Below are 26,455 nucleotides of genomic sequence, written 5' to 3'. Positions count from 1 at the left end.
TTAGTAATTCGTATTTGGTATCCCATCAGCCCTAATCGCCAATGGGCCGCCATACTTTGTACTAGTTTCTGTACTTACTTGAAAGTTCTTTTGCAACCGTTGTCAGGGTATCGATAACCTCGTCGGTCAGCTTGCCCGCTTTCAAGGTATCCAATACGTCCCTATGCTTGGCATTCAAGAACTCGAGGTAATCCCTTTCGAATTCCCTCACTTTCTCAACGGGAACATCCCTCAACAAGTTTTTAGACCCTGCATATATGATAGCTATCTGATCTTCTACGGTAAATGGATCGTTCTGTGCCTGTTTCAGTATTTCGACGTTACGTCGACCTTTTTCGATTACGTTTAAGGTAGCGGCATCCAAATCGGAACCGAACTTGGCGAAAGCCTCAAGTTCCCTAAACTGGGCTTGATCCAGTTTTAAGGTACCTGCAACCTTTTTCATCGATTTGATCTGGGCATTACCCCCCACACGCGATACCGAGATACCCACGTTGATCGCCGGGCGCACACCTTGGTTGAAAAGGTCTTGCTCCAAGAAAATCTGACCATCGGTAATCGAAATTACGTTGGTAGGGATATATGCCGAAACGTCGCCTGCCTGTGTTTCGATGATGGGGAGTGCTGTTAACGAACCTCCACCCTTTACCATAGGCTTCAACACATCGGGCAAATCGTTCATGCTCTGGGCAATCTTATCGTCGTTGATGATCTTTGCCGAACGCTCCAATAATCTGGAGTGAAGGTAGAAAACGTCACCTGGGTAAGCCTCGCGTCCTGGTGGTCTTCTCAAAAGAAGGGACACCTCACGGTAGGCCACCGCTTGTTTCGACAAATCGTCGTATATGATCAAGGCCGGTCTACCCGTATCGCGGAAATATTCACCGATAGAAGCACCCGCGAAAGGAGCGTACACCTGCATGGGTGCAGGGTCGGAAGCATTGGCCGCCACAATGGTGGTATAGGCCAAGGCGCCCTTATCTTCAAGTGTTTGGGCAATGGCAGCCACCGTAGAGGCCTTTTGCCCGATGGCCACGTAAATACAATATACGGGCTCACCTGCATCGTAAAACTCCTTTTGGTTCAAAATGGTATCGATACAAACGGTGGTCTTACCCGTTTGACGGTCACCAATAACCAACTCCCTTTGACCGCGGCCAACGGGAATCATGGCGTCGATCGCCTTGATACCGGTCTGCATTGGCTCGGTTACGGGCTCTCTATAAATAACACCAGGCGCCTTACGCTCCAATGGCATTTCATAAGTATCGCCAGAAATGGGTCCCTTTCCATCGATAGGTTTACCCAAGGTATCAACTACACGGCCCACAATACCCTCGCCCACATTGATGGAGGCGATTCTTTGTGTTCGTTTTACGGTTGTACCCTCGACAATTTCTTTGGAGTGTCCTAACAGTACCACCCCGACATTGTCTTCCTCCAGGTTCAAAACGATACCCCTAAGTCCGCCGTCAAACTCGACCAACTCACCGTATTGGGCATTGGAAAGTCCGTAAACACGGGCGATACCATCACCAACCTGTAATACGGTACCCACCTCGTCCAAGGTAGCGGTAGCTTCAAATCCTGATAATTGTTCCTTTAAAATTGCTGATACCTCAGCGGCTTTTACTCCTGCCATTTGTTATAAACGTTAGACCTTTGACAAAGACCGTTGATACGTTCAGTGTCTTAGTTGTTATTATAGACTATTCGTAAATTCTAGTTTTAAGTTATTGAGTTTGTTGGCGATGCTCGCATCGTACTGCAAATCACCTACCCTAAGCACAAATCCACCGATAATGCTCCCATCGACCTTGTTCTCTATGGTAACCTTGTTACCGGTTAGTCGCGCCACCTGATCCAAGACCTTTTTCTCCAATTCGGGGGTCAATGCAACCGCCGTGGTTACATGGGCCACGCCCTCCCCTTTCAAGTCTTCGTTAAGGATGATGTATTTTAGGGCCACCTCGCCCAATAGGGCGACTCTCTTGTTCGAGGTCAATGTATCGATAAGCCCCTTGGTGATTTCACTGGCGCCCTCAAAAACGGCCTTCAAAGCCCCATTTTTGATTTCGGCCTTGACAACCGGGCTCTTTAGCAAATCCTGAAGCTCCTTGCTTCCGGATACAGTGGCCACGATAGAACGCATATCTTTCTCAACGGCATCGGCCGCCTTTTTTTCGACCGCTAGGTCTAAAACGGCTTTTGCATATCGTACTGCTGCTCTAGAATCGCTCATTTTTTATTCGTTATTGGTAAAGTGGTGATCCCCTTCCTGTTTACTAATTCAATTTAATGTCGCCCAACATATTCTCGACCAACTTCAACTGCTTGTCCTTGTCGGCCAATTGCTCTTTCAACACTTTTTCCGCAATTTCAACGGAAAGCTCGGCAACCTGGTTTTTGATATCGGCAACGGCGGCTTTCTTTTCGCTTTCGATGGCCGCTTGTGCCTGCTTCAACATTTTATCGCCTTCGACCTTTGCCTGCTCTTTGGAATCGGCGATCATTTTTTCCTTGATCTCGCGTGCTTCCTTAAGCATGGCCTCGCGCTCGGCACGTGCCTCTTTCAACAATTTATCGTTGTCGGCCTGTAGGTTCTGCATCTCCTTACGCGCCTTTTCAGCGGCCTCCAATGCACCTTGGATCCCTTCTTCGCGTTCGTTCAAAGAAGTTAAGATAGGCTTCCAGGCGAACTTCACCAAAAGAAAGATCAGGCCCAACAAAAGAATGGTCTGCACTATGAACAACCCAGGTGAAAAATCGTTTAATAAAGTTTCCATATATACTATATCTTAAAATGCTATTGATTAATTAAAAGTATTTCCTGCAACCAACCGTTGCAGGAAATTACCTTTTAGGTCTAAAAGTTCTTATTTTCCCAAGAACAAGGCACCGAATGCCAAACCTTCCAAAAGTGCAGCGATAATAATCATCGCTGTTTGTATTTTTCCTGTCGCTTCTGGTTGACGGGCAATACCTTCCATTGCCTTACCACCAATTTGACCAAGTCCGATACCTGCTCCGATTACGATTAAACCTGCTCCAATTAAGTTGTACATAGTAAATTGATTTATATATTAAATAAAAAAACTCGATTCTAGATGAAATCCCCCCTTACGTCTTCCGCATCGGGAATTTCGTGCCCATGGGCATCGTGCTCATGGTCGTGATCATGCTCAGCAACCGCCATTCCGATGAAAAGCGCCGACAACATGGTAAAAATATAGGCCTGCAAAAAGGCGACCAGTACTTCTATCAATGTGATGAAAAACGAGAGCACCAACGACAAGACCGTAGCCCCTCCGACCGTAAGGGTCTCCTTAAGGGTAAACATGATGGCGATCAAGCTCATCACCACGATATGGCCCGCAGAAATATTGGCGAACAATCGCACCAAAAGTGAAAACGGTTTTATCAAAAATGCCCCGGCCAACTCGATTACCGCCAATACCGGCCTGATCAAAACGGGCACCCCGGGCATCCAGAGCATGTGCATCCAATAGTCCTTGTTTCCGCTAAAGGTATAGATAAACAAAGTGAAAACGGCCAATGCGGCGGTCACGGCCAATTGGCCCGTTACGTTGAAGCCCAACGGGGTCAGGCCCAACAGGTTCAAAATCCAGATAAAGAAAAATACGGTAAGCAGGTATCCTGTAAACTTCCTGTATTTTTTCTCCCCGATGTTCGGTTTGGCGATCTCGTCCCTGACATAAATCACCAAGGGCTCCAAAACACGGCCGAAACCGGTAGGCACCTTTTTCGTCTTGTATTGTTTGGCCAAGCTAGAAAAGGCCCAAAGCATGAGCAAGCCGACCAACAAGATACCGAGCACACTTTTGGTAATGGAGAAGTCCAATACCCTTGCGGCGTTGACGGCGTGGTGTTCTTCATCGAACTCAACTTCGGTAGCCCCGGCCTCGAGTTCATAGATCTTGCTGTGGAGCTTAACGAACTTTGACCCGTTTTTCTCAACGACAACCTTGCCCGAATCGTCGTGATGGAACTCGGACGACATAAAGGTAACCAGGCCGTTGCTCGACCAAAGTATTACAGGTAGGGGAAAGCCGACATGCTTGCGTTCGCCCGAGCCATTGGTATATGAAAACAGGTGAAAATCGTGCGAATCCTTGATGTGGTGCAAGATGTATTCGTTGACTTCGTCGGCGGAACTTACCGTACCTTCGCCTTCGGAATCCGAAGAGGCAAAACTTTGGAGTGAAAAGCAAAGCGTAAAAAGTAGTAATAAGTTTCCGACCGATCTTGATACTTCCTTCATGGGTTCTTTATCAAAAAATTAAGCTCCTAAAATTTGGCGCAAAAGTAGTTATTCTTAGTTGATTTCAAACCATTTTTCAGGTATAAAATTCTACGATTCTTTCCTTTGAAGGATTTTTATAACAAAAAGAACTTCCAATATTAAAAAAATAGCCATTGGAACGAGCAGTGAAGCCCTGTAAAAACGCGATATGGCCTGATCTCCCATAAGTTGCGGGTAAAACATGGCCGTAAAGACCGTGATTTTAAGCACCACCGATCCAATGTAAATAAAACCCAGTTGGGGAAAGATGGAATCGAAACCGGCCGTCAGTCGAAAGGCAATTAGTACCGATAAAGAGAAAAGTCCATGAAAGAGATAGGCCTTTCGCAAAAGGGCATGGAAACCCATTTGGGTATCGTTCAACGCCCAATTGTGCAGAAAATAAGAAGTCGCGCCCACGAAAGTGAACACGACTATATATAATAGTACTGTTTTTAACAATGCCATCTATTTATTCAAGTTGATTACCTTTTTTATGACCAGGTACATCGACAAAAATACGGCAATTAAGGTAACCGTATCCTCTAAATAGGTTTTTTCGAATTTAACATCCAACCAAGCGCCCAAAAGGTTGCCCAAATAAATAGTGGCCCCCATTTGAATGGCAATGCCCGAAAGGCTTGCCGCATTACGAATCAGACGCGAGTTGTCACGAGGCTTTTGCCGGGCCATTTGCCGAAGTAGAGCCTAAGCTCGATTTAAAACCGCCGGATGCCGAACCTGCCCCTGATGCTCCCTTGCCCTTCATGGTACAAGAGGCGTTAAAGGTGGCTCCCGGCTCTACGGCCAGTTTGGTGACCGATACCGTACCTTCGATTACTGCCGAGGACTTTAGGGACAACAAATCGGAAACCATTAGTTCCCCGTTGAAACTTCCTTCGATGTCGGCATTAACACATTCTACCTTTCCGTGGATGTAGCCGTCTTTGCCGATAACCACTTTTCCGGTAGTCTTTACGTTACCGTCCAGTTTTCCATCGATTCTAAAGTCTGCCTCGGAATCGATGTCGCCCTTGATCTTTGTATTCTTTGAAATTCTATTGGGTTGCGCGCCTATTTCGTTCATAGTTCTTGGTTTTTTGTTGTCGGAAAACATTTATTAAGGTTTTGGGGTTAAAATTTGATTTTTATAATCTTGTAGGTTTTTGTGCACTTGCACAATCTTATAGTTGCTAGATAAAATTACGAAATTCTCATTGTCGATAAGATAATCCTTGTTAAATTTTATAAGTTCGGCGAAGCCCAAGGCATAATCCTTTGATTTAAATCCGTGGACCACCACAAACTGCTCCTCTAAGGTATAAATATCTTTTGAAACCTTGTTTTTGTAACGCAGGTCCTTTATGGCATCTTCGAGTTCCTTCATTACCCGTTGGGCTATTTGGTCGTTGCTGCGCCTAAAGGGAAAGACGACTTTCCAATTGCCCGTTCCGGTAGCGCCTTCTTCGGTAGAAAACTCGGTCGACGCCAGTTTGGGCAGTTGTTCCGAAACCATTTTTTCGGCCTTCTTGCCCTCGGGCGTATTGGGGTAGGTCAGGGCCACATAGTTAAGGGCCTCCTCAAAAGGCTCAAAACCGTTTAGGCGGCCAATGGCATTGGCCTTGAGCATTTCAAACTTGGGAACAATGGGGTCGCCCGTAAATTTGTCGATGTATTCCTCGGCCTTGGTTATGGTCTGCAAATACTCCTGTTGTTGATAGAGCCTGAACAATGCCGCATAGCGTGCCTCCGGACTGTCGGCATCGTCCTCAAGGACGGCCCTGGGGTTGAGAATAATTTCCGCGTAGCGGGAATCGCCGTGGTTTTTGAGAATATCGGCCCGCATTGAAGCCAGGAGCGGACTCCCCTCTTCCTCATATATTTTGTACAGGTTGTACTTGCTGGGAAGTACAAGGCGCTCTTCCGGGTTAGACGCCAGTACATCTTCCAATTTCTTGGCCGCCAATAGGTTTTCCTTGAACTTTTCCTTATAGATGAGTCCCAATTGATAATTGGCAAAATTGCGCTCGGCCCTAAGGCTATCGATAATGGCTGCATCGGTAGGTATACGCGCCAGGTAGTAGTCGACCGACATGCGGTCGTCTTCCGAAGCGTCGGCTGCCCCACCCGAATTTTCGGCGACTGTCCCCGGCCTAGCCTCCAACTGTCGAACCCTGCTTTTGTCGCTCCACCTCCAGTCGTCGGCAAGCTCCCTTTTGCCCCACCTTTGGGCAAAATCGTTTTTGCCGTACCCCAAACTGGTTACGTTGTAGAAATAGAACTTGCCCTTGTTCTCCTTGCCGCCCTTGCTCTGGGCAAATTGCGCGAAGCCGGCGTTCATTCTTTTTTCTTCCCTTTTCCGGGCCGCCTCTTCCTTCTGCTTCAAGCTATTGACGTAGTCTTCGAAATAGGCGATTCGCTCCGCTTCGGGCGATTCGTACAGGGTGATCACGCTATCAGCATGGTGTACGATGTCCTCGTACTTGATCACATCCTCAAGATTGTCGAGCTTCTTTTTAACGGCCCTGTATTTTTTGGTATTCTCGCTGAGGTTGGTCAGCATACTGTCGTAGTAGGCCCCTGCCAGCTTGTAGTCGTTGCGGTCAAAGTTGTATACCGCCAGGTTTTCGTAGTTAAGGGCGTTCAACTTGGGTTCGTCGGTAGTGGCCCTCAACGATTTGTTGAAGTAGACCAAGGCCAGGCTATCGTTCTTTTGCCCCAGGTGGTATTCGGCGATCTGGCGGTAGATCTTATGCAGAAACGGACGGTTCTCGCGGTTCTTTTCCAAATCGGCCAGATACTCGAACATTTCTTCCTTGTTCTCCTCGGTAATCTCCGTATTGCGGAATTTTTCCAATTCGGCATTGATCATATAGACGCGGGGCGATTTGCGCTTAAGTGCGATTACCTTCTCAAAGGCGTAATTGGCACTGTCCTTATGCCCCATTTGATTGAACAACTGCCCCATAATGTAATAGTACCGGCCTTTTTCAGGCTTCTTTTTGGCATAGGCCGAGGCTATCTTCAATTGCTGTACGGCCGTATCGAGAACCCCCAAATTAATATAGGCCTGGGCCATCATGGCCCGGGCATCGGCATATTCCTGGTCTTTGAGGTCTTCGTACTTCATCAACCATTTCAAGTTTTTGATGGCCAGCTCCTCGTTCTCCAACCTGATATTGACCTTCTCGCGCCATATGCGGGCCTCGTTCAGCTTGTCGCTGTAATCGTATTTGTTGATGATATAGTTAAAGGCCTCCAGGGCGGGTATGTACCGTTGGTCGAAGTATCGGGCCTTGCCCAAAAGCAGAAAGGCCTCGTCGGTCTGCGGATTTCGCTCTACGTCGCGAATGTCCATACTGTGCTTTTGTATGGCCTTGGTAGCCTTCTCTTCGGCGATAATAAAATTGGGGTTGTTGTCTTCCGAATCCAATTTGATCTCGTCGGTTACCTCGAGACGCTCTACCGGAAGTATTTCCCAATAATCGTCCTTGTAGGTATTGTTGAGCTCCTCACGACCCACATCAAAGGCGATATTGCCATTGTACAAGGTATTGTACTTGGTGTTCATCGCATGCCAGTTTCGGTTCACGAACGTATCCTTTTTGGTGGAACAGGCACTTAACGCCACGCCCCCAAAAACCGAAATCAAAACCAATTTATAATATAGTTTCAAAATTGTAGATCTATGTACGTAACACTAACTAAAAAACAACGGGATTATTATGTATTTCGTCGATAAAATATTTATAAGCAGGCCCTAGAACCCGACCCCAAATGGCAAAACAGATTCGAATTGCAGGTAAAATACCCCTTGTGCCGAACAAAGGAAATAATTTAAGGCCTTTTGCCAAAATGCAAAAATGGAGAAAGCCCCCTCAAACCAACCCATGGGTCGGCACATCCTATTTTGGCGGCAAGCAAGGACCCCAAAAGAGCATTTTATAGGCATTTTGAGCCCTTTGACCCCTTCAAAAGTTCGCTGTGCAAGCGGCAGGTAGGCAACAACCGACCCCGTGGTCGGTCCGGTACTTTAAGGTCCATTCCGTTCGGTGACCTGCAAGCGCTTTTTTAGATAGCTATTCGGCCATTGAGGAAGATTTACCTGCAAAGAATGTTTCCAATTCCTTTAAGGTTTCCGCCGAAGTTTGGATGTCCCTCACGATTTCGCCCTTGTTTAACACCACGATCCGCTCGCATACCTCTGTAACATGTATCAGGTCGTGGCTCGATACCAATACGGTCACCCCTTGCCGTGCTGCCAAATCCTTGATGATCCCTTTTAGCCGTATTTGGGTGGTGGGATCGAGGTTCGCAAAGGGTTCGTCGAGGATGATTATTTCAGGATTGCCTATAAAGGAGGCCACGATTCCCGCCTTCTTCTGGTTTCCCTTCGAGAGGTCTCTCAAATACTTCCTTTGGCCCAGGATTTCACCATGAAAGAAATCTTCATAGGTAGCCAGCAGGGCATCGACATCGGCTTTGTTCTGGCCCCGCAATTCGCCGATAAAATAGAAATATTCCTCTGGGGTCAGGTAACCGATCAAAAAAGACTCGTCGATAAAGGAAGAGGTGAAAGGTTTCCAAGCCTCGCTTTGGTCTACCCTGATGTCATTGCTTACGACATGGCCCTCGGTAGGCTGGATCAAATCCAACAACAAACTGAAAAACGTGGTCTTTCCGGCCCCGTTATTGCCTACCAAGCCGAAGCTCTGCCCCTTGGGTATCTCCAAATGCCCAATATTCAAGACCGTTTGCGCCCCGTATTTCTTTGTAAGGTTCTGTACCGATATCATTTCAATGTTTTGTTTATCGGGCCTAGGGCCCGTCGTTCTTAACTGTTCTTTTCCTTAAAACCGGCGACCATACCGTATTTTTTCCGTTGGTAGGCCTTGGTAATCTTATCGAGTAGGGCCTTGCGCAGGGCAAAACCGACCGTACCTATCAGCGAAAGTAAAATAAGGGCCATTTCAAAGGAAACGAGAAAACTTACCAAAAAATAAATGACCAGAGGGACAACAAAGAGGGGTATCCCCACCAAAAATTGGGCGGCCCCGGCCCCCTGCATATTTCCTATGGCACTTTTGGTCAAGTCGATCCGCTTTTTGTTCATCGAACCGAAAAACAAGATTATGGGCACGTTTACACCCAAATTATAGAGGGCACAGCTGAAATTGATGGCCAAGGCCTCCCATCCGAAATAGACATAGGGAATGGACAATAAAAACATGGCCCCTATGCTCACGTAGATCAAGACCGCCTTGGACTCCAAATACGTTCGCAACGGAATGTTCTGCGACATCATCATACTGTAGTACTCGCTGTCCCACGCCGGGATGAACTGTCCGAAATTCATTAAAAAGATACCGGTCATAAAAATACCGACAAAAACCAGCATGGTCGAGGTGGGGCCAAAATCCTCCATGGTATAGAATACCAATCCGTATAAAATCATGGCCAAGGAAATAAAGACCTGGGTCTTTGTTCGCTTGTTGCGCCAAATAAGCTTAAGGTCGAGCTGAAGAAAGGGAGCGATACGGCCCAAGCGCCTGGTCCATTCCATATCATAGGCAATGACCTGCCTGGTGTTTTTCCTTAGGGCGGCGTCCAAGAAAATCCTGTTCCTTAGAAATGCATAATTGATGTAATAGGTCAACGCTGCCACGGCCAGGGGAAGCAATACCCAAAAAGGGTTTTCGTACAGGGAATAAAAAAGACGGCCAACATATTCGGTAACGGGCCATACATCAAATCGATCCAGGGCATAACAGGCCAACAAAACCGTTATTACCCCGATCAAGGCCTTGTCACTTTTATTGATTATAAAGTTGATATAGTTTATGGACAAGGTGATACCGACCACACCCAAAAACCAGAACAGCACATTGGGCGCCGGATACCCGTTCATAACGAGTACCGTGCAAAATGGCACAAGGAAGAACAGGCTTAACAGGTTATAGATCGACACGGTGGACCGGGCAAGTACGTAGTGTGCGATACTGCTCTTCTTGACCGGAAGGATCAAAAAGGGCCTTATGTCCATCACCGGAAGTTTTTGCATAAAGTAACGCAAAAAGAGTTCGGCCAGGATCCAGTACAAGAGAAAGCGATTGACCACCAACAGGGGGTCGGTTTCAGGAACGGTTTTTTGCAAGAGAAAGAAAAGGCTTGCCCCCAGAAGGGCCAAGGACACCAACATATAGACTGCAAAGAAGCCCATTAAGACTTTCACTCCCAAACTTTTGCCTAGGGCGGAGGACCTAAAAAAGGATTTCCATTGCAAGGAAGCGAACTTTTTAAACATAGGGGTCGCTGAAGGGTTCTTGGAATAGGTGTCAAAAATATGGAGTTTGTTACAGTAGGGTACTCTTTTTTTGTTTTTCCGTTTCATATCGGTCTGCCAATGCTTAATTTTGCAACCTTCTAGTATAAAAATAATTACAATGACCCATTTTCACTCGCTAACGGTAAAACACATAAAGCCCCTTACCCCTAGTTCGGTGGCCATAACGTTTACCATACCCAAAGACCTTATCCAAACCTTCGATTTTACGCCCGGCCAGTATATCACCATAAAGAAGGAAATTAAGGGAAAAGAGTTGAGAAGGGCCTATTCCATTTGTTCTTCGCCTAAAAGCGACAGCCTGACCATCGGGGTAAAAAAGGTGGACAAGGGCGGTTTTTCGGACTATGCCAATACGCAATTGGCGGTTGGCGACGTACTTGAGGTCATGCCCCCCGAAGGCCGGTTTACCTTTTCCCCTTCGGGCGGCCCCAAAAAAATAGCCGCCTTTGCGGCAGGTAGCGGCATTACCCCCATCATGAGCATTGCAAAAGCCGTTTTGGCCAGCCATCCCAAAAGTAAGTTCGTTTTGGTCTATGGCAACAAATCGTACAAGGAAACCATGTTCTATACCGATCTGGTAAAATTGCAGCTCGACCATCCCGATCGTTTCTTTACCTATTTTATTACCAGTCAGACCCAAGAAAGCGATTCCCTTTTTGGCCGTATCGACAGCTCGACCGTCAATTACGCCCTTAAGAACAAACACAAGGATACCGATTTCGACGGTTTTTACCTTTGCGGGCCCGAAGCCATGATCAACCAGGTATCGGAGACCCTGCAAGAAAACGATATTCCCAAGGACAGGATCCACTTCGAGCTATTTACCACCACCGAGATTTTGGACGAAATGCCCGTTGATGTCGAAGGACAGACCCAGGTAAAGGTAATCGTCGACGACGAGGAGTTCAATTTGACCATGGATAAAAAGGAAATCGTTCTCGATGCCGTACTCAAAGAGAATATAGATGCCCCCTACTCGTGCCAGGGAGGGGTATGCAGTAGTTGTATTGCACGGATCAAGGAGGGAAAGGCGGAAATGGTAAAAAACCAAATCTTGACCGATGGCGAGATTGCGGAAGGTTTTATCCTGACGTGTCAGGCCCATCCGCTTACACCGACCCTTACCATAGACTATGACGATGTATAGTCGGCAAGCGATCACCGAAAAATTTAAAAAGCCCGCCGTATAGAGCGGGCTTTTGGTTTTTATGCCAAAGGCCTTTTCCGTATCTTGGATCCTACCCCGACAACAGGCCGTCAAATGCGATGCGGGCCCTGTCATAACCGACCATATAGGCCTTTTCGATGCCCTTGCGGTCGAGCACCCCGATGTTTTCCAATTCCTTGAACTCCAATAAAAGGTCGCAGGCCTCCAACTTTGGCCGGTTGATCGCATAGATCATCAAACCCGTAACACGTCCCGTGAGCTGTATCGAATTCTTAAGGGCCTTTTTTTCCAAGCGTCCGACCACCGAGACATTACTGCCCAGTACAAAGTCTACCTTCCCGGCAACGGGCTCCAAGGGAAAATTATTCATGATGCCCCCGTCGGCATACAACTGGCCGTTCAGTTCAACGGGACTAAATACTGGGGGCAGTGCGGCCGAGGCCAATAAGGGACCTATCAACTCGCCCTGCGAAAAATAGGTCTGTTCCCCGTTTTGCAAATTGGTGGCCACCACATGCAAACGGCGTTGCAGGGTTTCAAAGGAATCATCGGGAAAATAACCCCGAAAGATATCAAAATACCTATCGGTATTTATAAAGCCCGGCTTCATGATGGTCAAAAAATTGTATTTAAAGAGCGGGGTCTCCTTAAAGAAAGAAAGCATTTCGGTTATAGAGTTTCCGTTGGCATAGAGGGCACCGACAAGGGCGCCTACACTGCTACCACTGACCATTTCGGCCGACATTCCGTATTCATCCATCGCGCGAATAACGCCAATATGTGCCATGCCCCGCACACCTCCCCCCGAAAGGATCAGGCCCATAGACTTGTTTTGTATATCCTCCATGTGTTCCTTAAAAATAATAAATGCCGTATTGAACCTGTTCAATACGGCATCTAAATTAGTCAAAATGAGGATTCTATTACGAATCCATTCCGAAGGCATAATAATACTTGTTGGACGAACCCTCGTATATACCTTCCAGCATGACGCCCCCGGCTTTGTTCTCCAAGGCCTTGGCAACATCTTCGAGATCTTTGATCTTTTTACCGTCGATATGGGTAATAATGAAACCTTCCCGCATCTGGGTATGCTTGCGGATCTTGCCCGGGTATAGGCGTACCACCTTTACTCCTCCGTCGATACCAAGCTCTTTGGCCTGATCGGCATCCAAGGCTTCAAAATCGGCACCCAACAAATTCAGTACCTCTTTCTTTTCGCGCTTGACGATCTCGGTGCTTCCGTTGGCGTTTTCAAGCACCACGTCAAATTCCTTTTCCTTACCCTTCCTTTTAACGGTAACGGTTACCTTGTCGCCCGGCCTTTTGCTGGCAATAATTTCCTGCAGCCTGGGCGAGGTATGTACAATTACATCGTCCACCTTAGTGATAATATCGCCCGATTTTATTCCGGCCTTGTCGGCGGCACTATCCTCACCTACGTTTTCTACCCAAACGCCCTTGGCGAATTCCACATCCTTTTCCCTGGCCAGGTTACTGTCCATCGTACGGATGGTAACGCCCAACATACCCCGTTGTACGCTACCGTACTTCAAAAGGTCTTCGACCACCTTGGTTACGATATTGCTGGGTACGGCGAAGCCGTAACCGGTATAGCTTCCGGTCCTGCTCGCTATGGCCGTATTAATGCCTATAAGATTGCCTTCGAGGTTGACCAGGGCACCCCCGCTGTTACCCGGGTTAATGGCCGCATCGGTCTGAATAAAGCTCTCCACGGCGAACTTTTCCTTGTTGATGTTGATGCTTCGTGCCTTGGCGCTCACGATACCGGCCGTTACGGTAGAGTTGAGTCCCAAAGGGTTTCCTACGGCCAATACCCATTCACCGACCTCAACATCGTCCGAGTTGACCAGATCGATCGCCTTGAGGTTATCGGCCCTGATCTGAAGCAGGGCCAGGTCGGTGGTCGGATCGGTACCTATTACCGTAGCCTTGTACGATTCGTTGTCGTACAGGGTCACTTCGACCTCATCGGCATCGTCTATAACGTGGTTATTGGTAACGATATACCCTTTTTCGTTGATAATCACCCCTGATCCCGTGGCGACCATGGGCTGCGACTGTATGCCCCCATCGGGTATTTGGTTTTTGAACATATCGCCAAAAAACTCGCGAAAGGGATCCGGAAGCTGCCTAGTGCTTCCCAAACTGCCCTGCTCCCTTGTCCGTATCGATTTGATGTGTACCACGGCATCCAACACCTTTTGGCTGGTATCGGTAAAGTCGAGCGGTTTTATATTGCCCTCGTTATCGGCCGTGTACAGCACGTGTTTACCCTTTACACCCTCAACTTGGGTAATGTTGATGTTTTTCCCTTGGTTCATTTGATACCCTTTGATTACGGCAAAGCTCACCGCAAGGGCTACAAGGGCGGAAAACAGGTAGATTTTCCATCCTTGGGTAATGTTTGCTTTAGTTGTCATTTTATATAGAATTATGATTAGACCTTAATTAAAACCTGGCATACGACTGTCAGTTTGGCCATGCGACAAAGTGTCGCCTTTCCCTTCATTACTTTGTTCCGTTCCAGATGTCGCCCTTGCGCTTCCCGGATTTGACAGGAATCAAGATCGACTTTTTCGAAAAGGTATCGCGCCACAAGGTTTTAAGGGTCAAAAACAAGAAACCACCGTAAATTAGGGCGCATATCGTCAAAAGAATTGTTAATTTTTCCATATTTATAAATTTTTTTAAGAAACCTGTTTGCGCTGCCTATTGGGCAATTCCTATGCCAAACAAATAGGTGCAACTGCTAAAAAAAATTAAAAGTTGGGCCCTAATACGGGCAATTTTGCTTAATTGGGCAATATTGCGGGTGAAATTGTATGGAATTGCCCCTAACTTAGACCAATTACCCACAGATAAAGAAAATTTAAGATGGCAAATAATTATTACGACCCTTCGGATTTAAGAAAATTTGGAAATATTACGGAATGGAGCGAAGAGCTGGGCAATAAATTCTTCGAGTACTACGGAAAGGTTTTCGAGGAAGGGGCCCTATCGGCCCGTGAGAAGTCATTGATCGCCCTGGCGGTTGCCCACGTGGTCAAATGCCCTTATTGTATCGATGCATACACCAAAGACGGCCTACAACGCGGAATAACCAAAGAGGAAATGATGGAGGCCGTGCATGCCGGTGCCGCGATCGAAAGCGGGGCCACCCTGGTACATGGGGTACAAATGATGAACAAGTACAACAAGCTCAGTATGTAAGGTCGGAAAATCGATTGTAAGCGGACGAATAGGCCCGTTTTCCCCGACGATAACAACAACCGATAACAAAAATGGCTGTAAAATCCCTAAAGGCAAGGCACAATGCGCTTGCCGAACACAACAGGCAATTGGAAATCTTGAACGGCGGGGTTTTCGCCGATGGCGAATTGCCCTATTTCAAGGACAAACTTGCCGATCTGGGCCAATATCCTTTTCGGCCCAACAAACTGGAAATCCTTCAGATCAACGTAGGCTACATGTGCAACCAGGTGTGCGAGCACTGCCATGTCGATGCCGGGCCCGACCGAAAGGAAATTATGACACGCGAGACCATGCAGCAATGCCTCGAGGTCATAAAGAATACCGGAGCGCATACCTTGGACCTCACCGGTGGGGCGCCCGAAATGAATCCGAATTTCAGGTGGTTTGTCGAAGAGGCTTCGAAAGCGGGCATCAAGGACTTTATCGTACGCTCCAACCTTACCATTATACGCGCGAACAAAAAATACCACGACCTGCCCGATTTTTTCAAGAAGCACAACGTACATGTAATATCGTCGATGCCCCATTATACCCGCGGCAAAACCGATAGGCAAAGGGGCGATGGTGTTTTCGACAAGTCGATCAAGGCGCTCCAAGAACTCAATGCCGTCGGCTACGGTATGCCCGATAGCGATTTGAGACTCGACCTGGTCTACAACCCTTCCGGGGCATTTTTGCCTGCCGACCAAGAAGCCATGGAGCGCGATTTCAAAAAGGCCTTAAAGGAAGACTTTAACATTCAGTTCCATCACCTTTTCGCCATTACCAACCTACCGATAGCACGGTTCTTGGATTATTTGATCGCCTCGGAAAACTACGAAGACTACATGTACTCGCTGGTGGAGGCCTACAACCCCGCCGCAGTGGCCAACGTCATGTGTACCAACACCATTTCCGTTAGTTGGGACGGTTGGTTATACGATTGCGACTTCAACCAAATGCTGGGCCTTAAGGTGGCGAGTAAAGTGAAACATATCAAAGACTACAACGAAGACTTATTGAACGATAGGGACATTGTTATTTCGCAACATTGCTACGGATGTACGGCAGGTGCCGGTAGCAGTTGCCAAGGAACCGTGGCCTGAAGACCTGGGGCCAAAGGGCTCGAACCGGAGCCTATAGGACAGCCTCTGCAACCCTCATTTTGATCGTCTCGCAGAATCGACCCTATCCCTTTATCCAACAAAAAGCCCCTTTGAACCGACCCCCCGGTCGGTTTCTTTTTTTAAAAAGGATGTCGTACATCGGTATTTTGACCTTTGACCGAGATTATGGGTTCATACAACCAATTAGCTTCACCCAAAGCACTATCTGCGAGTTCTTTGTGTGAGACTTAACGGTCGGTTTAACCCAAATCTTAACATCATGGACAAAACATTGAAACGCATGGCCACCATGCAACGAATGCAAGTGACCGGACTTGAACTTTTTTACAAAAAAGGTTATTACAACACCAGTGTAGACGACATTTTAAAAGAGCTTTCACTATCCAAGGGCGCCTTCTACTACCATTTCGAGTCAAAGGAAGATTTCTTTATCCAAATTATAGAAAACCTATTGGTCCGTAAAATGTACAGCATGCTTATCGAACCTATAGAAGGGCATGAGAATACCATCGACCTAATTACCAATTGCTTTGAAGAAGCCTTGGAGACCGCGGTGCACAACGAACTCGATTTTGGTTTTGTGCTCAGCAATTTCGTCAACGAGTTCAACGGCAAGAACGAAAAGGTTATGAAGCACCTGAACGACATTCTCAGAATATGGGAGGCCAACCTGGTCTCGGCCATACAACGGGGCAAGTTCAATGGATACATCGACAGGCACGTCGACAGCGAAGGGGTTGCGGTCTATCTTATGAGCGCCTATATTGGCGTTCGCACACTCATGGTAGAAACGGCACCTAGCGCAAGAAAATACCGTTTTATGTCGCAATTGAGGCAATACTTCAAATCATTGGAGCCCAAACCCGAAAATGCGTTCAATCGCGACTAACGATTGGCCCCATAAACCGATTATAAAGCCTATGGCGTAACAAGTACTCTATCTATTTTGGCAAGTACATCATCGGGAGTTATGGTCTCCATGGCCCTTTCGTAGCCTTCCGGCATTTTATTCCCATAAACCGAGGTGGGTATAAGGGGAAATAGATTTCGGTCGGCCAACAGGGCGTTATCGGGGTCTTGGCCAAAAGGATAGAAGCCCGCATAGGGGTGCGTTACCCCCCAGATGGTAATTACGGGAACACCGTACATGGCGGCCAAATGGCCGTTACCGCTATCCATCGACAACATCAGGTCGAGGTTCGAGATCAGGGCAAGCTCCTCGGGAAACGACAGTTCGCCTACCATATTAAAGGCATTCTTATTGGCTTTCGCTATTTTGGCCAATTTATTCCTTTCATCATCGCCCCCGCCAAAAAGCAGTATTTTGTACTTGTCAAGGGCATTCAGTTGCTCGATAACCCTCTGCATATGCCCCAAGGGATACATTTTTCCCCTAAAGGCCGCGAAAGGGGCGATACCGATCCACGGCCGGGCCTCACGGCCTACGAGTTCGTAAACCTTTTCAGGACATTTCTGCCGCGACATGGAAAGTGCACCCTTTAAATCGATAGGGAAACCAAGGGCCTCGAAAACATCGGCATAGCGTTGATGTGTTGTCTTCAAAGGTTTAAAGACCTTGTTTTTCCGTGCCGTAAGGGCTCTTTTTTCGTCTCTCCCCTTATCGATTTGAAAAAAGGGGACGCCCCCCAATTTAAAATAAGCTTTGAGAACGTTGCTTCTTAAGACATTGTGCAGATCAGCCACCCCGTCGATTTGGAGTTTCGACAACTCCCTGTAGAGCTTGTAAAGCCCGAACACCCCTTTGTGCCTTCCCTTGACATCGGCCTCGAACACGGCAACATTGTTCAATTGGGCAAACATCGGCTTAAAAAAGCCCCGGGTCAATACGGTCAGGCGCAGGTGGGGATACTGCCTTACCAGTGCATTGAGAACGGGTACCGTCATCGCCACATCGCCCATGGCCGAAAGGCGGACGACCAGAATATGCGCCTTTTTATTTTTGTCCACGAAGCACGGGGTTCATTTCCTCGTCGTTGTACATTTTCATCTGCCGGTAAACCTTCATGTACTTCTTTCCGGCCTCGATATCGGCCAAAAGCTGGTCGATGGCCGTGGAAAGGTCTTTGCGCTGCTCCAGTAACACGTTCAGCTTTTGACTGCATTTCTCTATATGTTCGGGCGAGGCATCGGTACGCGAAACCTCTTCTTGCATATGGTATATCTTTAAGGCGAGGATGGACAATCGGTCTATGGCCCAAGCCGGACTCTCGGTGTTTATGGTAGCCCCTTCCTTAATTTCGACCGACCGGTATTTTTCAAGAAAATAACTATCGATATACTCGACCAGATCGGTACGGTCTTGATTGCTGGCGTCTATTTTCCTTTTCAGGACCAAGGCGGCGGCCGGCTCGATTTCCGGGTCGCGGATCAAGTCCTCATAATGCCATTGAACGGTATCTATCCAATTCTTTCGGTACAACAAGCGTGCAATATCATCATCTGTGTAGGGGTTGACAAAAGCCTGGTCGACCGAGTCCTCGATGTGGTAGTTTCGAATGCTTTCCTCGAAAATCCTATAAGCGAAATCACTGAACATAGCTCAAATTTTTAGCAAAGTTATCAATTGCCCCGTTCTTTGATGCCCGGGGCGATCATTATTTTAGCGCCAGGCTGCCAAAGAACACGGCAAAGGGTATGGCAATACTTGCAATCAATATAATTTCCTTGATGTTGGCGCGCCTAACGGATTCGATGTACTTGGTAAAAAAAACCACGGCAGGGAAAAAAGTGACCATGATGGGATACACGTTGTCGGACAGCTTTAATACGTTCATTACTATGCCCAGTACAAACGATAGCGCGATCAGTTTAATGGTGACCATCTCCCCCACACTGCCCTTGCCCTGCTTGATAAAGGCCACGATGCCCGCCACCATGGTTCCCAAGGTATAGCAAACAAGCTTGGTGCTATGCCCCCAATAGGAAAAATAAACCATGTTGGGCGAAAAGTTGAGCCGGTAATGATCTTCCCAAAAAGCGGTTTTGCCGGCCAATATCAATACACTTTCACCTATCATGAAAAAAGTAAATACAGCGGCCAGGGGAACCAGCCAGTTGTTCCTGATCTTGGGTTGGTAGAAATAAATCGCCGCAAACACCAATATCAAAAACAGGGCGGCCCAATCGTAGAACAAGGTAGCGATCAAAATCCACAAGGTGGCATCGAATATCTTCAGTTTGATGTCCTTAAGTGAGCGTATACTGATCAGTCTTCTTAAGGCCAACAATAGAAAAAAACTACAAAAGACAGCATTGGCATCGGTCAAGGTCTCCGGAAAAATTACGGTCAACAGCACGTAGAACAGCAGGGGAAAGGAATTGGTGCCCGTAATCTTATTGCGTTTGACAATAAAATTGATGATAAATATGCTGAAAAAGAGCACGCCCAATATCAATACATGTCCGATCAACTGGTCCGGGGCATCAATTCTGTCAAACAGCGAAAAATGTACCAACCAATAAAAAACGAACAGAAACGAAAGCACAATGATGTAGTTAATCGGCTTTGTTTTGCCAAAAATGATTGAAATCATCCCGACTTTTTATATTTTTGCTGGTAAATATAGGTAATAAGATGACTTCATTTTTCAGAGGAATAGAGGATTTGTTCGTAAACTACTTATTTTGGCCACTTGACCAACTGCGCTATATGGAAAGTTGGTGGGGCGCCAATTTCTTGAATTGGTTGTTTATGCTGATCGGTTTTGTCGCTTTCGTGTATTGGATGCTTCAGTTGAAAAAATTCGATGACAACAACGAGGAGGACAAGAGCATCAGTTCACATTCCTACTTGTAAAGTATACAAGGCTTCCCGCTAGCGGGAAGCCTATTTTTTTCCAACCTTTTTTATAGGTCGAATCCGATATCCTTTCGGTAATTCATACCCTCAAAATCGATGTTTTGTATGTTTTGGTACGATAATTTCAAGGCCTCTTTGAAATTATCGCCGAACGAGGTTATCGCCATGACCCTTCCTCCATTGGTCAGCACCTTGCTTCCTTCGATTTTCGTTCCGGCGTGAAAGACCAAGGAGTCTTCAATGGTATCGAAGCCCTTCATTTCCTTTCCTTTTTCATAGGCGTTCGGATATCCGCCCGAAACCAACATCACGGTAGCGGCCGTACGGTCGTCAAGCTCCAGGTCAACTGCATCGAGCTTTTTATCGGCCACGGCCTGGAACACATCAACGAGGTCGTTCTTTATTCTCGGGATCACGACCTCGGTCTCCGGATCGCCCATTCGAACGTTGTACTCGATAACCTTGGGGTCGTCGCCTACCTTGATCAATCCGATAAAAATAAAGCCTTTGTAAGGTAGTTTATCAGCCTTTAGGCCTTCGATGGTAGGCTTGACGATTCGATCGTGAATTTTTGCCATAAACCGGTCATCGGCAAAGGGAACCGGGGAAATGGCGCCCATACCCCCCGTATTCAAGCCTGTGTCGCCTTCTCCGATACGTTTGTAGTCCTTGGCCGTAGGCAACACCTTATAGCCCTCTCCGTCCGTTAGAACGAATACGCTGAGTTCTATGCCCGAAAGAAACTCCTCGATGACGACAGTTGTACTTGCCGCGCCGAATTTTTCATCCACCAACATGGTCTTCAACTCTTTCTTGGCCTCTTCGAGTTTGTCGATGATCAAGACTCCCTTTCCGGCGGCCAGGCCATCGGCCTTTAGAACGTATGGCGGGGTCAAGGTTTCCAGAAAGGCATAGCCCTCGTCGAGAGTGTCTGCCGTAAAACTTTTGTATGCGGCCGTAGGGATGTTGTGGCGCATCATAAACTCTTTGGCGAACTCCTTGCTCCCCTCGAGCTGGGCGGCCGCCTTTTCCGGTCCGATTACGGGGATATGCGCGATTTCGGCATCGTTCAGGAAAAAATCGTGTACCCCGTTGACCAAAGGGTCTTCCGGACCAACAACGACCATGTCTATACTGTTTTGAAGAACCGCTTTCTTAATTTCGGCAAAATCGTTTACACCAATCGGTATATTTGTTGCGATTCGGGCCGTTCCCGCATTACCGGGGGCCACAAAAAGGCTAACGTCGTGTTTCGATTTGCTAAGTTTCCAAGTAAGGGTGTGCTCCCTGCCTCCAGAGCCTAAAATAAGAATGTTCATGTTGTAAGGTTTGCGCAAAAATAAGATTTGAAGTAGAATTAGCACCAAAATGCACAAAATATTCATTTGTTGTGCCAAGCAAATAACCCGTCTACCCAACTACCCCATCATACACCCCTGGAAAATAGGACGGTACTAACAGTTTTGAACAGAATTCTAAAATCAAGTGTTATCGACTTGTTTTTGATATAATACAGGTCATATTCGAGCTTGCGAATAGAATCTTCAAGGTTTTCACCGTACTTATATTTTACCTGGGCCCACCCGGTCAAACCGGGTTTGATCAAATGCCTTACCCCGTAATAGGGTATCATTTCGTTTAATTGGTCGACAAACACCTTACGCTCCGGCCTTGGTCCAATGAATTGCATGTCTCCCTTTATAATTGAAATAATCTGTGGTAACTCATCGATCCTGAACAACCTCAATATTTTACCAAAGGGAGTAATGCGCGCATCGTTGGCCTTCGCCATGGCCGCACCACTTTTTTCGGCATCGACGACCATTGACCTGAACTTATATATCTTGAACTCCTTTCCGTGTAGGCCGACACGTTTCTGTGTGTAGAATAACGGCCCTTTGTTAAAAAAAAGGTTCATAAACCAAACCATGGGAATACAGAGTACACAAACCAAGCCCACCACGATGGATAGGACAAAATTTACACTGAAGGTGAACAATCTTCCCAAATACCTGATTTTCCGGTTTCTTAACTGTAGAATCTCGTAAAAGCTATCGTTTCGAGACCTAATAGGGAGTGCTTCGTACGTGTTTTCGTAAAAGGAGGTAAAGGTAACGACCTCCCTTCCCAACAAAATGGCCCTTAAGAGCATTTTTTCCAAATCCTTGGGCAACTCATCATAGCTGCGCACATTAATGATGTACGCGTCAATTTTATCGGCCGCCGAAACAAAGGACGGTTTGGTAAAATAATTGGTATCATCCAAGGGGTAGGTAAGTTTGACCTTATAAAAGGTCTCGATCTCATCTCCGTTGATCAAGGCAATGTCTTCCTTTACCAATCCCTTGGCATATCCATCATAAATATAGAGTACATTTTTCGTAACGGGAATTACATTGAATATGTTTCTAAAAAACAATCGCCACAGGCCTATTTCAATTGGGGTCAAGACCAAAAAATACAATAAGGGCATACGCCAAAAACTAACATCGTATACGATTACTAAAAAGAGAAAAACCACGAGTACATACAATGCACTAACGTACAAAGACTGTGAGAACACGTACTTTCGTTTTGAAACTTTCTCGAGGTCGTAGAATTCCAAAATATAGGCCAGCGCCAAATAGCAAGTTATACCGAAAAGAAAGACAATCAGCTTGAGCCCCATCAAAATGTACTTGGCATCAATGGCATTATTCACCAATACGTTTAAAGACGCAAGTACTATAATTAAATCGCCCACAAGCAGTATAAACTTGCGTTCTACGGAATTTAATACTGATGGCCTTGGCATTTTTACTAATTTATAATCAGCAAAAGTAACTTTTCAATTTTAAAACAATGGCTGAAGTGGTGTAAAAAACGGACTGTATTAGAGGCAGGCCCTCAACTTCCCGATATATTTGCCATTCGTACTTGAGTAAACTCAATTTATTGGAAGAAATCGATGTATTGCCTACCCTATAACTGGCCAAACACTCATTTAACCCGTATCCGTTCGTCCTTTTCAATAAACTTAACCACAGCGCAAAATCTTGGCGTTTTCTAATTGACGGCATATACTGTTTCCCAAAAAAACCAACATCGTACATTACGGTAAGACATCCTATTGGGTTTTTGTACAAGGCCTTCCTATAGGTCAAAACGGGTTTGGCCTTCATAAGCCTGGTCAGTTTTTCTCCCGCATCATTTATCATGTCATAGTCGGTAAACGTAAAATGATAACCGTTTTTACGCATAAAACCAAGTTGCTTCTCAAGTTTTGTCGGGTACCACTGGTCGTCACTGTCCAAAAAAGCGATATATTCCCCTTGGGCTAGCTCTATGGCCTTATTTCTAGCTACGCCTGCCCCTGAATTTGATTCTAGCTTATAATATTTGATTCTCGGATCCTTCTTTTGATATGATTCAATGAGGGACGCACTGCCATCGTTGGAACAATCGTCTACCAAAATATGCTCCCAGTGGGTATGCGTTTGGGCTTGCACCGAGGCGATATTATCCGCCAAATATTTTTCGGAGTTGTATACCGGGGTAACTATGGAGACTAGGCACATTCGTATTAAATTAATTTAACTGGCCATGGTTGAACACTTCTTTTGGCAAGTAGCGAACACTCCTTACCAAATGTCTTGCCCTTGCTCGGCATAAGAACGCTGTTTAAAAACCTATATATTGGGCCAAGACACTTAAAAAGTGCACAATATAGTTCATATTGACCAAACCCATAAAGTATCTACTTTTATTTATACAGAAGCATACAACGTTCAACAAGGTCTTTTACTAGGCGGCAAAAAAACCTAAAACCAGTAAAACCAAAAATCCATCTTTACGCATTTAGAGCCTAGTTGAGACCCCATTGCCCCTCCAATACTACGATCGAAATCCAACTAATTCGCGAACAATTCGGTGGCCCGTATCTCCCTGTCCGTACAGATTAATGTCAAAATCGATCTGGGCCTTCTTAATATGCCTAAAGGTATCGAGAATTTTATGTTTATCGGATCCGGCCAAAAAATTTACTTTGCTATGGATAAGTTCTACCCATTCGGTTTCTTCCCTTGCGGTGATACATGGTTTTTTAAAGAAAAAGGCTTCTTTTTGCAAGCCGCCACTATCAGTAATCACACAGCTACAGTTTATAAGCAACCATATCATCTCAAAATAACCGACAGGTTCTAAAATCTGTATATTGCTGTCGGGTACAATACCAAAATCATCCAGTTTTTTAATTGTTCTCGGGTGCAAGGGCAAAATTACCTTTTGGTCTTGGGCTATAGACTTAAGGGCCTCGAAAATAGAACTTAACTTTCCTTTGTCGTCGGTATTCTCTTGCCGGTGTATGGTAGACAATACAAAACCCGCATCTTCATTAACGGATTCGGGTCGATTGGCCCGTTCGGTATAAAATAATGCCGCGTCGTACATAACATCGCCGCAGAGCACCTGTTTTACATCAATACCCCCATAGCCCTCGTTCTTCAAGTTATCGATGGCCGTTTGGGTAGGGCAAAACAGAATATCACTGATCCTATCAGTCAATATTCGATTGATCTCCTCCGGCATTCGCATATTAAAAGAGCGGAGGCCCGCCTCGACATGGGCTACTTTAATATGCAGTTTTTTGGCCGCCAAAGCCCCTGCTATGGTCGAATTGGTATCGCCATAAACCAGCACCCAATCGGGCCTTTCCTTTACCAATACCTCCTCGATCTTCTCGAGCATCTTGCCCGTCATGGCACCATGGGAAAGGCTATTGATCTCAAGATTATAATGGGGCTTGGGAATATTCATTTGATCGAAGAAAACCGAGCTCATGTTCTCATCGAAGTGCTGCCCCGTGTGAACGATCAATTCTTCGATATTGTCCCTTCCGTTATCGGCATTAAACTCTTCAATGGCCCTACTTACTACCGCCGCCTTTACAAATTGGGGCCTTGCGCCAACGATTGTGATTATTTTCATAGCATACGTATTTCGGATGTTCTTTGACTTGATTCCGAAGCTAAGCATAATTGACCGTATATTCCTTTTTAGTAGCTGAAAGCAATCATTTAATGGAACAACAAATAACTATTACGCCCGTAGGTGTATCATTGGAGAGCAAATAAATCCAATTTATAAGGAAAAAAAGCGGTCGTAAAACGCTATTAACTTGTCCTCTTGGCTGGCCCAATTGAACCTTTCCAACACCGCCTTTCTACCCCTTAACCCCATCTCTGCCGAGCGTTGCCTTTCGTTGACCAAGGTTTTAATGGCTCTACCAATTTCTTCAGGCTTCAGCGGGTCAACGAACAAAGCACAACCCTCTTTTTCGATAAGTTCCCTCCAATAGGGAAAATCTGAGGCTACTACCGGAATCCCGGCAATCATGTATTCGAACATTTTTACGGGAATACTATCTACATAGCTTTGGGTCGGTTCGAGCACAACCAATCCTGCAACGGATTTTTCCAATGTTGCCCTAACTTCCTCCCTACTTAAAAAACCGAGTTCATCAACATTTTTCCAACCCTTACTACTCGCTGCCTGTCCCCTTAGCCCTTCATTTTCAAACTTGCCTCCTAAAAATAGCTTGGTGCCATTCGTAAACCGCATGGCCTCTACCATATTCAAAACACCCCTTACCTTTGAGATGGCACCAACATAACAGACCGCATTTTCTTTGGCGACAATCTGCGAATCGACAACTTCAAATTCTTGGATTTTAGGAAAATTACATACCTCAACCACATTCTTGTTGTTCTTTAAAAACCGTCTTTCCAAATTTGGGGTAACCGTAACCACGCCAGAGAGCAGAGAAACAATTTTGCTTTCATACTTTTCGATTATTCTTGAAAGTGGTCTTCTCAGAAATCGAGGGATATAGGCCTTATCCAATACTTGCCTGGGGACGTCTTCATGGGAATCGTAGATAACTATTTTTCCCTTCCTCTTAAGGTCTGGGCCAATTCTCAATAATTCCGGGTCGTGAAAATGATAGATGTCGGCGTCCAATGCCAAACTTTTCCTTAAAATAATTTTATGGTAATGTAATAGCCGTTTTATTCTTCCAGAGGGTTTTCCAATATCCAAAATCCTAACCCCGTTCATGTTTTCATCCCCTTTTCCATCGGCAACAATCAGGGTAACATCGTATCCGCTTTTGGCAAGGCCACAACATTCTTTTACAAAAATGCGGGTGTCGTACCGTACGTGGACCGTGGTTAGATGGCATACTTTTCTTTGAACGGTGTTTCTTATCAAGGTAAAAGATATTGAGTGTTTATACGGCTTTCAATGCTAAAAGCGAAAATAGGGTTTACCTGTTAAATTTGCACCATAATTACATTAAGCTTTATTTGATCTGTACAAGATGGGCATATACCAATAAACAAGGTCCTAAAGTCAGTATAGAGAAATTTAGACCTGCCCCTGAAAACCAAGGAAGGCATTT

General features: G+C 46.1%; 27 protein-coding genes. 5 read left to right on the top strand and 22 right to left on the bottom strand.

All coding sequences use genetic code 11. The annotated features are described in order from the left end of the window. Positions 1–61: 61 nt before the first annotated feature. The 11 genes from atpA to BUB37_RS02440 all read right to left on the bottom strand — a co-directional run bounded on the left by atpA (position 62) and on the right by BUB37_RS02440 (position 10,607). Positions 62–1,642, bottom strand: coding sequence for a F0F1 ATP synthase subunit alpha (gene atpA / locus BUB37_RS02490; protein WP_072987951.1), 1,581 nt, complete (start codon positions 1,640–1,642; stop codon positions 62–64). 60 nt (positions 1,643–1,702) lie between these two features. Further along, entirely contained in the window at positions 1,703–2,242 is a 540-nt protein-coding gene (atpH, locus tag BUB37_RS02485) for an ATP synthase F1 subunit delta (RefSeq protein WP_072987948.1), read from the bottom strand. A 43-nt stretch (positions 2,243–2,285) separates the two neighbouring features. Further along, the gene (locus BUB37_RS02480; protein ID WP_072987945.1) at positions 2,286–2,786 is read right to left on the bottom strand and encodes a F0F1 ATP synthase subunit B; all 501 of its coding nucleotides are present in this window, start codon (positions 2,784–2,786) and stop codon (positions 2,286–2,288) included. 90 nt (positions 2,787–2,876) lie between these two features. Then, complete coding sequence (gene atpE, locus BUB37_RS02475; protein WP_013993139.1) at positions 2,877–3,065, bottom strand: ATP synthase F0 subunit C; 189 nt, start codon at positions 3,063–3,065, stop codon at positions 2,877–2,879. Between the two features lie 38 nt (positions 3,066–3,103). Beyond that, complete coding sequence (gene atpB, locus BUB37_RS02470; RefSeq protein ID WP_072987942.1) at positions 3,104–4,282, bottom strand: F0F1 ATP synthase subunit A; 1,179 nt, start codon at positions 4,280–4,282, stop codon at positions 3,104–3,106. A 90-nt stretch (positions 4,283–4,372) separates the two neighbouring features. Next, positions 4,373–4,765 (bottom strand): DUF6168 family protein, encoded by a 393-nt coding sequence (locus BUB37_RS02465; protein ID WP_170863103.1) that lies wholly within the window; start codon positions 4,763–4,765, stop codon positions 4,373–4,375. A gap of 6 nt (positions 4,766–4,771) precedes the next feature. Further along, entirely contained in the window at positions 4,772–4,996 is a 225-nt protein-coding gene (locus tag BUB37_RS02460; RefSeq protein ID WP_072987932.1) for an AtpZ/AtpI family protein, read from the bottom strand. After that, positions 4,974–5,420: a bactofilin family protein gene (locus BUB37_RS02455; RefSeq protein ID WP_072987929.1), complete on the bottom strand. Its 447-nt coding sequence runs from the start codon at positions 5,418–5,420 to the stop codon at positions 4,974–4,976. Before BUB37_RS02455 ends, BUB37_RS02460 begins: the two co-directional genes overlap by 23 nt. Before the next feature lie 3 nt (positions 5,421–5,423). Beyond that, entirely contained in the window at positions 5,424–7,979 is a 2,556-nt protein-coding gene (gene porW / locus BUB37_RS02450; RefSeq protein ID WP_072987926.1) for a type IX secretion system periplasmic lipoprotein PorW/SprE, read from the bottom strand. A 403-nt stretch (positions 7,980–8,382) separates the two neighbouring features. After that, entirely contained in the window at positions 8,383–9,099 is a 717-nt protein-coding gene (locus tag BUB37_RS02445; protein ID WP_072987923.1) for an ABC transporter ATP-binding protein, read from the bottom strand. 38 nt (positions 9,100–9,137) lie between these two features. Further along, a complete protein-coding gene (locus BUB37_RS02440; RefSeq protein ID WP_072989701.1) occupies positions 9,138–10,607 on the bottom strand; it encodes a DUF5687 family protein in 1,470 nt (489 codons plus the stop codon). Between the two features lie 139 nt (positions 10,608–10,746). On the opposite strand from BUB37_RS02440, the gene BUB37_RS02435 reads away from it, so the two are divergent. Next, positions 10,747–11,796: a ferredoxin--NADP reductase gene (locus BUB37_RS02435; protein ID WP_072987920.1), complete on the top strand. Its 1,050-nt coding sequence runs from the start codon at positions 10,747–10,749 to the stop codon at positions 11,794–11,796. A gap of 91 nt (positions 11,797–11,887) precedes the next feature. Here the strand turns inward: BUB37_RS02435 and BUB37_RS02430 are convergent, their stop codons facing one another. The 3 genes from BUB37_RS02430 to BUB37_RS21560 all read right to left on the bottom strand — a co-directional run bounded on the left by BUB37_RS02430 (position 11,888) and on the right by BUB37_RS21560 (position 14,514). Next, complete coding sequence (locus BUB37_RS02430; protein ID WP_317616540.1) at positions 11,888–12,727, bottom strand: patatin-like phospholipase family protein; 840 nt, start codon at positions 12,725–12,727, stop codon at positions 11,888–11,890. Between the two features lie 13 nt (positions 12,728–12,740). Beyond that, positions 12,741–14,261, bottom strand: a complete 1,521-nt coding sequence (locus tag BUB37_RS02425; protein ID WP_072987917.1) for a Do family serine endopeptidase — start codon at positions 14,259–14,261, stop codon at positions 12,741–12,743. 88 nt (positions 14,262–14,349) lie between these two features. Further along, on the bottom strand, positions 14,350–14,514 hold the full coding sequence (locus BUB37_RS21560) for a hypothetical protein (RefSeq protein WP_170863102.1): 165 nt from the start codon (positions 14,512–14,514) through the stop codon (positions 14,350–14,352). A 201-nt stretch (positions 14,515–14,715) separates the two neighbouring features. Between BUB37_RS21560 and BUB37_RS02420 the strand changes: the two genes are divergently transcribed. From BUB37_RS02420 to BUB37_RS02410, 3 genes are all read left to right on the top strand, one after another. Next, positions 14,716–15,051 (top strand): arsenosugar biosynthesis-associated peroxidase-like protein, encoded by a 336-nt coding sequence (locus tag BUB37_RS02420; protein WP_072987914.1) that lies wholly within the window; start codon positions 14,716–14,718, stop codon positions 15,049–15,051. A 71-nt stretch (positions 15,052–15,122) separates the two neighbouring features. Next, positions 15,123–16,178, top strand: a complete 1,056-nt coding sequence (arsS, locus tag BUB37_RS02415) for an arsenosugar biosynthesis radical SAM (seleno)protein ArsS (protein ID WP_072987911.1) — start codon at positions 15,123–15,125, stop codon at positions 16,176–16,178. Positions 16,179–16,458: 280 nt separating this feature from the next. Beyond that, entirely contained in the window at positions 16,459–17,088 is a 630-nt protein-coding gene (locus BUB37_RS02410; RefSeq protein WP_072987907.1) for a TetR/AcrR family transcriptional regulator, read from the top strand. Positions 17,089–17,117: 29 nt separating this feature from the next. Here BUB37_RS02410 and BUB37_RS02405 read toward each other — a convergent pair whose 3' ends face one another. The 3 genes from BUB37_RS02405 to BUB37_RS02395 are packed head-to-tail and all read right to left on the bottom strand — an operon-like array spanning position 17,118 to position 19,753. Then, complete coding sequence (locus BUB37_RS02405; protein ID WP_317616539.1) at positions 17,118–18,167, bottom strand: glycosyltransferase family 9 protein; 1,050 nt, start codon at positions 18,165–18,167, stop codon at positions 17,118–17,120. After that, entirely contained in the window at positions 18,154–18,756 is a 603-nt protein-coding gene (locus BUB37_RS02400) for a DUF4254 domain-containing protein (RefSeq protein ID WP_072987904.1), read from the bottom strand. Before BUB37_RS02400 ends, BUB37_RS02405 begins: the two co-directional genes overlap by 14 nt. A gap of 58 nt (positions 18,757–18,814) precedes the next feature. Continuing rightward, positions 18,815–19,753 (bottom strand): DUF6427 family protein, encoded by a 939-nt coding sequence (locus BUB37_RS02395; RefSeq protein ID WP_072987901.1) that lies wholly within the window; start codon positions 19,751–19,753, stop codon positions 18,815–18,817. A 41-nt stretch (positions 19,754–19,794) separates the two neighbouring features. Between BUB37_RS02395 and BUB37_RS02390 the strand changes: the two genes are divergently transcribed. Continuing rightward, positions 19,795–20,016, top strand: a complete 222-nt coding sequence (locus BUB37_RS02390) for a DUF6341 family protein (protein ID WP_072989691.1) — start codon at positions 19,795–19,797, stop codon at positions 20,014–20,016. Positions 20,017–20,066: 50 nt separating this feature from the next. Here the strand turns inward: BUB37_RS02390 and purD are convergent, their stop codons facing one another. The 5 genes from purD to BUB37_RS02365 form a co-directional block, all read right to left on the bottom strand. Beyond that, positions 20,067–21,338 (bottom strand): phosphoribosylamine--glycine ligase, encoded by a 1,272-nt coding sequence (gene purD, locus BUB37_RS02385; RefSeq protein ID WP_072989687.1) that lies wholly within the window; start codon positions 21,336–21,338, stop codon positions 20,067–20,069. Positions 21,339–21,445: 107 nt separating this feature from the next. After that, the gene (locus tag BUB37_RS02380) at positions 21,446–22,813 is read right to left on the bottom strand and encodes a sugar transferase (RefSeq protein ID WP_072987898.1); all 1,368 of its coding nucleotides are present in this window, start codon (positions 22,811–22,813) and stop codon (positions 21,446–21,448) included. A 16-nt stretch (positions 22,814–22,829) separates the two neighbouring features. Further along, complete coding sequence (locus BUB37_RS02375; protein WP_072987895.1) at positions 22,830–23,576, bottom strand: glycosyltransferase family 2 protein; 747 nt, start codon at positions 23,574–23,576, stop codon at positions 22,830–22,832. 316 nt (positions 23,577–23,892) lie between these two features. After that, complete coding sequence (gene wecB / locus BUB37_RS02370) at positions 23,893–24,984, bottom strand: non-hydrolyzing UDP-N-acetylglucosamine 2-epimerase (protein WP_072989683.1); 1,092 nt, start codon at positions 24,982–24,984, stop codon at positions 23,893–23,895. A gap of 153 nt (positions 24,985–25,137) precedes the next feature. Continuing rightward, the gene (locus BUB37_RS02365; RefSeq protein ID WP_094766502.1) at positions 25,138–26,265 is read right to left on the bottom strand and encodes a glycosyltransferase family 4 protein; all 1,128 of its coding nucleotides are present in this window, start codon (positions 26,263–26,265) and stop codon (positions 25,138–25,140) included. Positions 26,266–26,455: the final 190 nt, after the last annotated feature.

This window comes from Pseudozobellia thermophila, assembly GCF_900141855.1.
Taxonomy (GTDB): Bacteria; Bacteroidota; Bacteroidia; order Flavobacteriales; family Flavobacteriaceae; genus Pseudozobellia; species Pseudozobellia thermophila.
Note: the sequence above shows the minus strand (reverse complement) of the source record. Positions and strands in the feature narration are given on the sequence as shown.